We start from the raw sequence: 11,708 nt of genomic DNA, 5'->3' as shown, positions 1-11,708 counted from the left end.
AGCGGCCGCCACGCCGGGAACCCCGACGAACGTCCACAGCATCAGGACGAGAGCCGCAATCACGATGCGTCCTGTCTTGGGTAGCGCCATTCTTCTTCCTCTCTTTCGTCCCTGGACTTGCCGACCGTCTGGCCAGAGCCTCCAGAGAATCGATGCAACGGAGACCTGCACGTTGAGGGACGCCGGTGCCGCCATGCCCAGAACAGGCGACGTTGGTTCCCCATTGGGTGCCTTCTTCGTCGTCCCCAAAACTGTCGCGCACCCCGGTAGCAGGATGGCTGCAAGCAGGCGAGCAACCGACGGCCGACAGTCTGGGTTGGTCCGCATTTGGTCAGCGGGAGGATGAGAAACGACCACAAACGGTGCGAACCAGTGAGAGACGAAAATCCAAGGGGCACAAGGGTGTCCGCCGAATCGTCAGTGTTGGCGGTACCCCTTGATTCTGTCTACGGATCAGAAGGTTGGGGGTTCGAGTCCCTCCGGGCGTGCTATGAAAGCCTATGCGCTGCAGGGGCTTTCGCCTGACAGGGCTCACTCGTCCGTCTGACGTGTGGGAGCCATTCGACCGCGACGAGGTTACAGCAGCTCGATGAAGGCTTCCACGGTGAGATCTTGCCTGTCGCAGAATCGAGCGCAAGGTGCCTCGCGCCAGCTCGCGATGCATTGGGATGATTACGGTCTTTCCTGCGGAGTTCCGCAGCTTCAGGTGGCTGCCGCGTTGGCTTACGTCGGCGAATCCAACCTTGGCCAGTGCTCGCACGACATCGCTGCCTGACACGACCGGAAGCCTGGGACTCACGCTGGGATGTCAACCGGCGCGATGATCGGTGTCTCGATGTGATCAGGGATGGGCTGATCATCGAAGTAGAGCTCGAGGGCCTCGCGAAGATTACGAAGAGCCTCCTCCATAGTCTCGCCCTGGCTTGTGACTTCGATCTCCAGACAGCGTGCAACGTACCAGGGCGGTTCTTGGGTGACTGCTGCAGTGAATCGCATGCCTAGAGTCTACGCCCGTTGAGCGTGTGCATAGACATTCCCTTGGCTTGGGAGCCAAGTTGGGAGCCATTCGCTGTGGACTCGTGTGGACGGGTGTGGACGCCTGTGGAATCGAAACCCTTTCGTTCAGGGCTGTGTGGACGGCTGTGGACACGGCTTGGAGATCTACGGATCAGAAGGTTGGGGGTTCGAGTCCCTCCGGGCGTGCCGGTGAAGCCCCTGCGAGAGTGGGGGTTTCGCTGTGTGCGGCTGATCGACGTTTGGCGGCGGGATGCGGTTCCGGGAGCCATTGGCCTGCAGGTAGGAGCTCTCTGATCGTCACACCAAGGCAACTCCACCGCCCGCGTCCGCCAACGACCAATCGGCCCACGACCAGTTCTCTGGAGGCAATCATCTAGGCTTCGCTGTTCGCCCCCCGGAGAGGAGCAGGCGCGTGGCGGGCTGGCGGCCATCACCCGAGATTCAGGCTCTCTATGCGGATCATGTAGAGAGTCGAGCCGCGCTCGGCATCGAGCGTGCGATTCACTACACGGAGTACTGGAAGAGCAAGACAGGCAGGCAAACCTCCCCGTGCCTCCGGAACGCCGAAGCGCTGGCCTACCACCTGGAAAGACGTTCGATCCGGATCCACCCGGGTGAGCTGATCGTCGGTTCCCATACGGAGCATCGGGTCGGCGCCATCTGTCACATCGAAAAGGCCGGCTTGTTCATGCTGGGGGATCTCTTCCGCTTCGAGAAGCGACCGGTGAATCCGCTCCGGTTGGGGCCCGGTGCCAAGAGAGCGCTCCTTCGTTCTCCGATTCCCTACTGGCTCAATCGCAACGTGGCCATGCGCTCCTTCCCTCTTCGCGAGAGGCTTGCGTACGCCAAAGACCAGCTTCGTGCCACGTCTTTCGTCATCAACGAGGCCGGGGGTGTGGCCCACTTCCTGCCCGACTACGAGCAGCTCATCCGGCTCGGGACCGACGGTCTGCGGACGAAGGTGCAGGAGCGGATCGATCGGGGAGGGTTCGGTGCGGAAGGACTCGACTATCTCGAAGCAAGCCTTGTTGCCCTGACAGCAGTCGAACACTTCGCCGATCGGTACCGGGACGAGGCCCGGCGCCAAAGGCGAGACGACATTGTCGAGGTGCTCTCCCACGTCCCGCGCCGGCCGGCGCGGACCCTTCGGGAAGCGCTGCAACTGATCTGGCTGTTCCAGCTGTTGATCCAGGTCGAGTCCCTCGATCAAGGCATCAGCCTCGGGCGCATGGACCAGTACCTCTATCCACTTCTGTGCGAGGACAAGAAGGACCCCGGCTTCGACCCGGATCGGGTACGTGACCTGTTCGCGGCCTTCTGCATCAAACTGTCGGAGGTCGTCCCGCTCTTCTCCGAGCGCGTCACCGAGTACTTCGCCGGCCTGCCCACCGGACAGGTCGTCACCATCGGCGGTCTCGACGCCGATGGCAACGACTGCACCAACGAGCTCACCTACCTGCTGCTGGATGTCATGGAAGGATTCAAGACCCGGCAACCCAACTGGCACGCCCGTATTGGCGCTCGGTCGGATGAAGCATATGTGAAACGGGTTGTGGAGGTGGTAGCCGGCGGTGGGGGATCTCCGGCGCTCTACAACGACGACGCGATCATGCCCGCAATGGTCGAACGGGGAGTGGGCTCCTCCGAAACATGGAACTACGCCACGGTGGGCTGTGTGGAGCCGGCGCTGCAGGGAGAGAGCTTCACCTCCTCCGACGCGGCCATCTTCAACCTGGCGATCGGCCTGGAGCTTCTGCTTGGTGGCGGGCGTCGGCTGAAGCGGGGAGAGGTCCGTGAACGCCCTTGGTTGCGCCAGATCCAATCCACGGCCGAGCTCCTGCAACAACTGGAAGACCAGACCGACGAGCGAATTCTCGGGATGAAACACTCGCTCGACGCCATCGAGAGGACCAATGCACAGTTCTTCCCAACCCCGCTGTCCTCGCTGACCATCGGGGGGTGCATCGAGAACGCCACCGACTCCACTCGCGGCGGCGCCTGGTACAACGCCTCGGGGATCCAGGGGGTGGGCGTGGCCGACCTGGCGAACTCGCTCGCCGTAATCGAGAAGCTCGTCTTCCAGGATGAAAAGTACACCTTGGAGGATCTCGCCAACGCCTGTGCGACAGACTTCGACGGCCAAGAGATGTTGCGCGCCCGTGCCCTCAAGGTCGCCGCCTTCGGCAACGACGACCCACTCGTCGATGATCTCGCGAACGAAGTTGTCTCGATGTTCGATCGTTGCATCTCACGGCACACCAACACGCGCGGAGGACGCTGGATGCCGGGCTTCTACTCCATGACCTGCCACCAGGGTTTCGGCAAGCAGACGGCGGCTCTTCCCTCGGGTCGTCTCTCGGGCCGTCCTCTGGCCGACGGTCTTGCACCGGCGGATGGCTCGGACAGGCTCGGCCCCACCGCCTCACTCAACTCCGTGGCCAGGCTCGACCATCGGCGCTTTGGCAACGGGATCAATCTCAACGTCAAGTTCGACTCGGCAACGGTGGCGGGACGGGAAGGCCGCGTCGCTCTCGAAGCCCTGATCCGTGGCTACTTCGCCCAGGGCGGCATGCAACTCCAGATCAACGTACTCGATGCAGGCATTCTGGAGCAGGCCATGCGAGATCCCGAAAACCACCGCAATCTGCTCGTCCGGGTCTCGGGCTACTGCGCGTACTTCGTGGACCTCACCCCGGGCATGCAGCAGGAGCTGATCGACCGCACCCGACAACGGACGTGACGGAACCAACGGCCCCGGTCTTCGACGTCCAGCGTTTCTCGCTCCACGACGGCCCCGGCATCCGATCCCTGGTCTTCCTCAAGGGCTGTGCCCTGCACTGCCCCTGGTGCCAGAACCCGGAATCGCAAGCGGCCAAGCCGGTCATCGCCTTCTACGAAAATCGCTGCAAGGAGAGCTTCGAGTGCGCCGCGGTCTGTCCGAACGGGTCGATCCGGCTCGAAGGCTTCCGGGTCGACCACGGGCGCTGCGACCAGTGTGCGCTCTGCGTCGACGCTTGTGCGTACGGTGCGCTCAGATTGATCGGTGAGAACCTCACGCCGCGCCAACTCATGGCACGGCTGCTGGTGGATCGGCCCTATTACGAGAGCTCCGGCGGCGGGGTCACCTTCACCGGTGGTGAGCCGACTCTCTACCAGCGCTTCATGAAGCGCGTACTCGAGTTCTGCAAAGAGGCCGGAGTTCATACGAATCTCGAGACCGCCGGGACCTTCTCGTGGGAGAAGTGGGAGGAGACGCTTCGCTTGCTGGATCTGATCTACTTCGATCTCAAGATCCTCGATTCGGAACTGCACGAACGGCATCTCGGCGGCGGTTTCGGCAGGATCATGGAGAATGCGTCGAAGCTCGTCGCCCACCGGTTTCCGGTGGAGTTCCGGATGGCGCTGATTCCGGGTTTCACGGATACGCCGGTCAATATCGAAGCCGTCGTTGAACTCCTTCACGTGTTGGGGCGGAAGGCCATTCACCTGCTCGCCTACCACAACATGGGGGAGGCGAAGATCGACATCATCCGGGGAAGGCAACCCAAGCTTGGCCTTGCGCGCTACTCCGACGAGCGTTGGCACGAGATACGTAGGACCTTCGAGGTGCGCGGCGTCGAGGTGCTGGGAGTTCACTGAGCAACACAGTCCCGCATCTCGACGACCAGGCATCATCGCCCGATGCGATGTCGGCTCCGCCATTCCGACACAAGGAGTGGTGAAACTTCATCCCTTTCGAGTGTTCTTCGCTTCCGACGCTCCTGTTGTCCCTTACGTTGCCGGACGGTCTGATGGTTTGCGGCAAGACTGGACGATCGGAGTGATCGTGACCATCTTCTCGTGCTCATGCTGTCTCTGGCTGGAATCGGGCTGATCGGTGCCTTCCTCCAAGGGCGGAGGAGATGTCCGGAGTGGCCTTCGAGGCCAGACACCCACGACGATCAGACCCTCCGCACGCCGGGAGTGTGGTGGCCTGAAGCTCGTGCCAGTAGCTATCGCCGCCATCCGTTACCGTGAGCTCAGTTATTCCAGGAGCGCTCTGCCTCTTCTACCGCCATGGCAATCATGCGAACCAGTGCTGGATGCGGCGGATCTTGACAAAGGGTCAGCGGAGGGTCGCCTGATCGGCTGCCATCGCGCGCTGGAGGAGATCGTTCGTGTCCAGACTGATGAACTCGAGGTCCGGGAAGTTGGCTCCGGTCATCAGGAGGGCGACAGGAATCTCGAGCGTGACACCGAGCACAACTGGCCCGTGGGGCGTGCCGACGTCGTCCAGTCCCTGCTCGTGTTGCGAGTTCTGCTGCAGCTGCAGCAACCGCTGCGCGGAATCGGTTCGGTTCCTCATCCATGGCGGCGGCCTGGTTGATCTATATGAGGCAGAGGCACAGATGGTCGGATGACGACCGGCCTGGCGATGATTGCACCGCGCTATGCAGAAATGGCAACGGCGGTCTTCGTAAGTCTACGATATCCCTCGACCGTGATTCATCTCCTGCTGTGAAGGGACTGACCTTGGCTGAGGGGGGACTAGCTGAGTTGCTGCCAACTAGCGCCATCTGGCTCGATCAGACGGCAGAAGATTGGCGAGATGCCGTACGCCTGGCGGGCGACGCGCTCATCGCGGGGGGCTCCGTGACCGAGCCATACATCGATGAGATGATTGCCGTCGTTCAGGAACTCGGCCCTTACATCGTCATCGTTCCTGGCCTCGCTTTGGCGCATGCCCGCCCGTCGCCGTCGGTGGTGCGGTCCGGGCTCTCCTGGGTGACGTTGTCGAACCCGGTTCGTTTTGGACATCCGGAGAATGATCCGGTGAGCGTCGTCGTCGGCCTCGCCGCTCCGGATGACGAATCTCACATCATCGCACTTTCGACACTTGCCGAGCTTCTCTCCGATGAGCAGCGCCATCAGGCGCTCGTCTCTGCGGAAAGCCCGGCAGCGGTGCACGCCATCATCAGCGACTTTGAGCGATCGACACAAGGAGGCGGAACTTGAAGGTCCTTGCAGTTTGCGGCATGGGGCTGGGCACAGGCCTGATCCTCAAGATGCAGGCCGAGAAGGTGTTTGACAAACTTGGCGTGGACGCCTACGTGGAGGTGGCCGACATCGGGTCGGCCCGCGCGATGGCTCTCACCGCCGAGATGGTCATCACGTCGAGCGAGCTGGCCGAGCAGTTGGGCGACGTGAAAGCCAAAGTGGTCACGATCCGAAACTTCATAGATCTCGACGAAATGACCTCGAAGGTCAAGGCGGCCCTCGAGGAGATGTAGCCGATCTTAGGGGAGAGAGGTCAGACAGGGCAGTAGCAGCGGGCGGGTTCACGGGGAGGACTCGCGCCGCTGAGGGAGACGTCGGACTACACGGGCAGTGCCCGAGGAAAGAGGTTGGGTCTGATGAATGTAATTGTCGGAATCGTTGAGTTCATCGTCAACGAAATCCTCAGTAAACCCTTCTACCTTGTTGGGTTGATGACAGCGGTCGGTTTGATCGCGCTGAAGAAGTCGCTGGGCGACGTGATCGGCGGCACCCTAAAGGCGACGATGGGATTCCTGATCCTGGTCGTGGGTGCCGTGACAGTGATCAACGCACTGGACCCACTCGGCAAGCTCATCCTGAGTGTTACAGGTGCGCAGGGTGTGGTTCCCACCAACGAGGCAATCGTCGCGATTGCCGCAGAGAAGTATGGCGCCGTCGTGGCGTGGCTCATGGCAACGGGTTTCATCATGAACCTTGTGATCGCAAAAACCATAAAGCTGCACTACGTATTCCTGACGGGCCATCACATCTTCTTCATGGCCACGATGCTGGCCGTGATCCTGCAGACGGATGCCGTGGGCATGACCGCAACACAGGCGGTGATCGTTGGTGCAATCCTGCTGGGCACGATCATGGTCGTGATGCCGGCGTTCGCACAGCCATGGATGAAGAAGGTCACCGGCGGACAGGCGTTCGCCATGGGCCACTTCGGGTCTCTTGGGTATATCACCGCCGGGCTGATAGGGCAGGCAGTCGGAAAGGGCAGCAAAAGCACCGAGGAAATGAACCTGCCGAAGAGCCTGCGGTTCATGCGAGAGCCGATGGTGGCAACGGCAGTCTCGATGCTGGTCATCTACCTGGGATTCGCAATCGTATACCTGTTCCAGGTGGGTGTAGAGCAGGCAACGTCGGTCATCGGTGGCACGAACGCTTCGTCCTACCTGATGGCGAACGTGCTCCTCGCTCTGAACTTCGGTGTCGGCGTCGCCGTGATCCTCTACGGTGTGCGGACGATCCTTGCCGAGATCGTTCCTGCGTTCGCAGGTATCTCGGAGCGGGTCATCCCGGGAGCACTCCCGGCACTCGACTGCCCCGTGGCCTTCCCCTTCGCGCCGAATGCGGTGCTCGTCGGCTTCTTGGCCAGCGTGGTTGGGGGACTGCTCAGTCTCGGGTTGATCAGCATTTGGCTGGGTTCCGCTCTCGGGCTCGCCCTGATCCTGCCCGGCATGGTCCCGCACTTCTTCACCGGAGGCACCGCGGGCGTGTTCGGCAACTCGACGGGCGGCCGCCTTGGAGCGATTCTCGGAGGTATGGCAAACGGTGTGCTGATCACGTTCCTTCCGGCGTTCCTGCTGTTCGTGATGGGTTCTCTGGGCTTTGCGAACACCACGTTCGGGGATGCAGACTTCGGTTGGTTCGGCATCGTCGTCGGTAATGTGGCCAAGCTTGGGCCCATTGCGGGAACGGTTGGTCTGGGCATCGTTGTAGCCCTGCTGCTGTGGTTCGCACGGAAGTTCCAGGAGCGGTACGTGGACTCCGACTGGGTTCCCGGCGGAGTTGACGAAGAACAAGCCGCCTGACGCAGCTTCGAATCGAGATGGGGCCGACCCTCGGGTCGGCCCCATCTTTGCGCATCGGTGGGAAGCGGCGACGTCCTTGTCGTGGCTGGATGCCGTGGTGTCGGCGGTGTGTCATACCCTGGCACTCCCCAAAACTGTAAGAACATGGGTGTATGGTGAGAGGCGACGTGGCCTCCGCCTCGCTGCTGGGAGACGCCGGCACCGCCAGGGGAAACACCGTCTGGGCGGATGCCATGGCGGCGATCATCGCCGACACGTCCAATGACTTCTACTACGGGTCGGACAACGATTGGCGTGCGCTGAACCTTGGGGGCGCAATCCGCGCACTGGTGGGCACGGGCTACGGCAGGGTGTACCAGGACGGTGTCACGGCGATGCTGTCGGATCTCATTTCGATGATCGACGCTGATGGCAGCATCGGCGGCTGGGTGCAGGACACGGCCTATGCGGTGCCGGCGTTCAATTCCGTCGGCAGAGACTCCAGGGCGTACGCGAACGATCTCGGCCGCTGGCTGGCCACCCAGCAGACCGCCGATGGCGGATGGCTGGAGGCAGGCGATGAGTACCCGGAAGTTGATGGAGAGGCGCTGAGGGCGTTGGCGTCGACGATCGGGAGGCACCACATGACGGGTGGGTTTGCATACGGCCAGATGGGTTCACACTCCTGGAAGCATCGGGCGAACGCTCCGGCGGTGGCGTTCACGGGATAGGTCGACAGATAACAGGACTCGATGCAGCAGCAGAGAGCCGGCCGCCATGGCCGGCTCCTTTGTTGACAGGTCGGTCGCGTTCGTTTCGGTCATCGAGCGTCCGTATCTGGACCCTGACGTTCAGAGGGCAAAGACCAACAGGGAGGTTGAGTCTCAAGGTCCGGGGTGACCAGCCGATGAATAGCTGAAGATACTACGGAGCCGTCGGTGAATGTAAACACATATCGGAGTCCCGGTGGGAGTCTCGTGCCAAAGGACGAGTTTGCCGGGCTTGTGCGCGAAGTGGTGGCAGGCTCCGGTGTGACGATGGTGTTTCAGCCAATCTTTGACCTTCGGGAACGTCGGGATGGCGGCAGGAGCCCGGTCGGGGTGGAGGCATTGGCCCGATTCGGGATTGCCGGATCTCCGCAGCTCGTGTTCGATGCTGCTTTACGGATGGGCCATGGTGTCGATGTCGAGATCGCGACACTGCGCTCAGCCCTGGCGTATCTGGACCGGTTGCCGGCAGGAATGTTCTTGAGTGTGAACGTGTCTGCGGGCGCGTTGGCGTCGGGCCGGGTTGGAGAAGCAATCCCGGCGCAGGTGGCCGAGCGCGTCGTTTTGGACCTGGTGGCCGGTGACCGGGCGGCCGATGCGTGCGACGAAGCCGGGTTCGACCGTTTGGTGGAGGCGATATCTCAGGTGCGCCGGGCTGGAGTGCGGGTGGCGTTGGACGACGTTGCCGTGGCGCCGGAGATCGTCTCGGATCTGATGCTGTTGCCGTTTGACATCCTCAAGTTGGATCAGGCGATCGTCGCCGGTATCGACACCGATGTCACCAAACAGGTGTCGGCAAGGGCAATCGTGAATCTTGCCGAGACGCTGGGAGTGCCGGTGATGGCCGAAGCAATTGAGAGCGAGAAGGAAGCCGCGACGCTGGTTGAACAGGGCGTGCTGTTCGGTCAGGGGTTCCATCTCGGTAGGCCCGCCATATTCGGCGCGTGGGCCGAAGCGCAGTCAACGGCGCCAAGCGAACCGCTGCGGTGGGCGGCCGCGGAGAACGGGGCCGGTGAATCGAACGGCGAACTCTCGCGAGAAGGGCTACTGGGGTGCGCTTTGGAGCGCGCTCCAGTGGTGGTGTGGGCGATCGACGCCGACGGCGTATTCACATTGGCGGAAGGCGGCGCTTTCGCCGCGTTGGACGTTGAGCCGGGTGAGGTCGTCGGGCGTTCGGTGTTCGAGTTGTATGCGGGGAACGCGAGCGTATTGGAACCGACCCGTGCGGCGCTTCGCGGCGAAGCGTCCGAGTCGGTCATGCGTGTCGGCTCGTTGGTGTTCGGTGCGTCGTATGCGCCGCTGCGAGACGCCGAAGGCCAGGTGATAGGGGCATCCGGGGTGGCCGCGAACATCACCGATGCGGTGCAGGCCCGCCAGGACGCCAATCGCAGTGAAGCACGACGTCTCGCGCTGTTTGAGACGGCACCGATCGGGATCTGGGTCGGGAGCGCCGATGGTCGACTCATCGAAGCGAACGATCGCTATCTGGACATGTTCGATTTCACTTCGAAGCAAGAGGCGCTCTCTTTCGATTTGGTCCGGCTCTGGCCATCACCAGGTGATCGTGATCGGTTTCGGGATCGACTCCGCAAAGAAGGCGTGATCCGCGGCTTCGAGACGAAACTGGTGAGCAACACGGGACGTCCCATCCTCGCGCGAGTATCGGCACGGTACCTCGCGGAAGTAGATGAGATGGAAGGCATGGTCCAGGACATCACCACAGAGGCCGCGGCCCATGCCGCGGTTGCCGATTCCGAACGACGGTTCCGCACCCTGTTCGAATCGGCACCGATCGCGCTGCAGGTGGAGGACTTCACCGATGTCGTCGCCTGGCTCGACGGTCTCGACGTTGCCCCGGAGGGCCTCGCCGGTTACTTCGCTGCACACCCCGAGAAGATCACAGAGGGGTTGGGCTTCATCAAGGTGTTGAACGCGAACCCCGCCGCCGTGCAACTGTTCGGTCTCGAGCAATCGGGGCTGCTCGGGCCACTGTCAGAACGTTCATCACTTCCTGTGTTCCCAGACCCTGAAGCAGTCACCTTGTGCAGTATCGCCAACAGAGTCGTGACATTCGAACGGGGAGTCAGGGTCGAGATCTCCGGAAAAGGCATTGTCGATCTTCAGATTCGCTGGATGGCCCCGGACTGGGACGGAACACCCGACTACTCGCAGGTAATCGCCGCATTCGTCGACGTGACGAGTCTGGTGGAAGCGACACGGCGTGCTGAAGAGCTCGCCGAGATCAAGAGTCGTCTCATGGCGTCCGTGTCACACGAACTCCGTACCCCTCTGGCTGCCGTCGTCGGCTTCGCCGACCTTCTCGAAGGCGGACAGTCTTCACTCTCCGAATCAGAAACTACCGAAGCGATTCGTCTCATCGCGTCGACCAGCCGGCAGATGGGAGGGATCATCGAAGACCTCGTCACGTCTGCAAGAACGGACGTTGGAACCCTGGCAATCGCGCCGATGATGGTCAACTTGACCGACGAGATCATCGCCGCGTTGTCCACCTGTGACCTGCAGAACCGGAAGGTGGACTTGCCGACGACAAAGACGCGAGCGTGGACCGACAAGGGCCGCACACGTCAGATCATCCGCAATCTCATCACGAACGCAGTCCGGCACGGATTGGGCGATATCCGCATCGAGACATCCGCCAGCGGCGATCGAGCCACCCTGCGCGTGATCGATCACGGCAATGGAGTCCCCGCCGATGACACCGACAAGATTTTCGATCTGTACTGGAGTGGTCACGACGCTCCTGGACACACGAACGCACTCGGAATCGGCCTCAGCCTGTCGCGAACACTCGCCCAACTTATGAGAGGCGACCTCATCTACCGGCGGAAGAACGGCGAAACCATCTTCGAACTCACCCTTCCAACCTCACCGGCACCCCAACACTGAGCCGTCGCGGGCTCGGTGGGGAGGTGATGCAGCCGGGACGGAGCCCATACGCACTGGTCGTCTCCGATCTGTAGTGTCGGACGCAGGACACCATGTGCCGCGACACTCCTGGTCACGTAGCCGGTCGGTATGAGTCGGTCGCCACCGCCGGGCAGGCGAGCCGTGCCCGCCGCCTATCGGACCGCACGTCTGGTTTGTGGCG

Annotated in this window: 11 protein-coding genes; 8 read left to right on the top strand and 3 right to left on the bottom strand. The window is 62.1% G+C overall.

What is annotated here, in order from left to right; all coding sequences use genetic code 11:
• Positions 1-331 precede the first annotated feature (331 nt).
• Complete coding sequence (locus GWP04_04645; GenBank protein ID NIA24837.1) at positions 332-799, bottom strand: addiction module toxin, HicA family; 468 nt, start codon at positions 797-799, stop codon at positions 332-334.
• Positions 796-996, bottom strand: a complete 201-nt coding sequence (locus GWP04_04640) for a type II toxin-antitoxin system HicB family antitoxin (GenBank protein NIA24836.1) — start codon at positions 994-996, stop codon at positions 796-798. Before GWP04_04640 ends, GWP04_04645 begins: the two co-directional genes overlap by 4 nt.
• Positions 997-1,429: 433 nt before the next feature.
• On the opposite strand from GWP04_04640, the gene GWP04_04635 reads away from it, so the two are divergent.
• The 3 genes from GWP04_04635 to GWP04_04625 all read left to right on the top strand — a co-directional run bounded on the left by GWP04_04635 (position 1,430) and on the right by GWP04_04625 (position 4,891).
• Positions 1,430-3,757: a formate acetyltransferase gene (locus GWP04_04635; GenBank protein ID NIA24835.1), complete on the top strand. Its 2,328-nt coding sequence runs from the start codon at positions 1,430-1,432 to the stop codon at positions 3,755-3,757.
• On the top strand, positions 3,754-4,656 hold the full coding sequence (locus GWP04_04630) for a glycyl-radical enzyme activating protein (protein NIA24834.1): 903 nt from the start codon (positions 3,754-3,756) through the stop codon (positions 4,654-4,656). The genes GWP04_04635 and GWP04_04630 overlap by 4 nt, the downstream gene beginning before the upstream one ends.
• Before the next feature lie 79 nt (positions 4,657-4,735).
• On the top strand, positions 4,736-4,891 hold the full coding sequence (locus GWP04_04625; protein ID NIA24833.1) for a hypothetical protein: 156 nt from the start codon (positions 4,736-4,738) through the stop codon (positions 4,889-4,891).
• Positions 4,892-5,122: 231 nt separating this feature from the next.
• Here GWP04_04625 and GWP04_04620 read toward each other — a convergent pair whose 3' ends face one another.
• Complete coding sequence (locus GWP04_04620) at positions 5,123-5,362, bottom strand: hypothetical protein (GenBank protein ID NIA24832.1); 240 nt, start codon at positions 5,360-5,362, stop codon at positions 5,123-5,125.
• Positions 5,363-5,529: 167 nt separating this feature from the next.
• Between GWP04_04620 and GWP04_04615 the strand changes: the two genes are divergently transcribed.
• The 5 genes from GWP04_04615 to GWP04_04595 all read left to right on the top strand — a co-directional run bounded on the left by GWP04_04615 (position 5,530) and on the right by GWP04_04595 (position 11,506).
• Positions 5,530-6,012 (top strand): PTS transporter subunit EIIA, encoded by a 483-nt coding sequence (locus GWP04_04615; GenBank protein NIA24831.1) that lies wholly within the window; start codon positions 5,530-5,532, stop codon positions 6,010-6,012.
• Positions 6,009-6,287 (top strand): PTS ascorbate transporter subunit IIB, encoded by a 279-nt coding sequence (locus GWP04_04610; GenBank protein ID NIA24830.1) that lies wholly within the window; start codon positions 6,009-6,011, stop codon positions 6,285-6,287. Before GWP04_04615 ends, GWP04_04610 begins: the two co-directional genes overlap by 4 nt.
• A gap of 123 nt (positions 6,288-6,410) precedes the next feature.
• Positions 6,411-7,853: a PTS ascorbate transporter subunit IIC gene (locus tag GWP04_04605; GenBank protein NIA24829.1), complete on the top strand. Its 1,443-nt coding sequence runs from the start codon at positions 6,411-6,413 to the stop codon at positions 7,851-7,853.
• A gap of 152 nt (positions 7,854-8,005) precedes the next feature.
• Positions 8,006-8,563 carry a hypothetical protein gene (locus GWP04_04600; GenBank protein ID NIA24828.1) on the top strand — a complete coding sequence of 186 codons (558 nt, stop codon included), beginning with the start codon at positions 8,006-8,008 and terminating at the stop codon, positions 8,561-8,563.
• A 207-nt stretch (positions 8,564-8,770) separates the two neighbouring features.
• The gene (locus tag GWP04_04595; GenBank protein NIA24827.1) at positions 8,771-11,506 is read left to right on the top strand and encodes an EAL domain-containing protein; all 2,736 of its coding nucleotides are present in this window, start codon (positions 8,771-8,773) and stop codon (positions 11,504-11,506) included.
• Positions 11,507-11,708 lie beyond the last annotated feature (202 nt).

The organism is Gammaproteobacteria bacterium (assembly GCA_011682695.1).
Classification (GTDB): domain Bacteria; phylum Actinomycetota; class Acidimicrobiia; order Spongiisociales; family UBA4744; genus BMS3Bbin01.
Note: the sequence above shows the minus strand (reverse complement) of the source record. Positions and strands in the feature narration are given on the sequence as shown.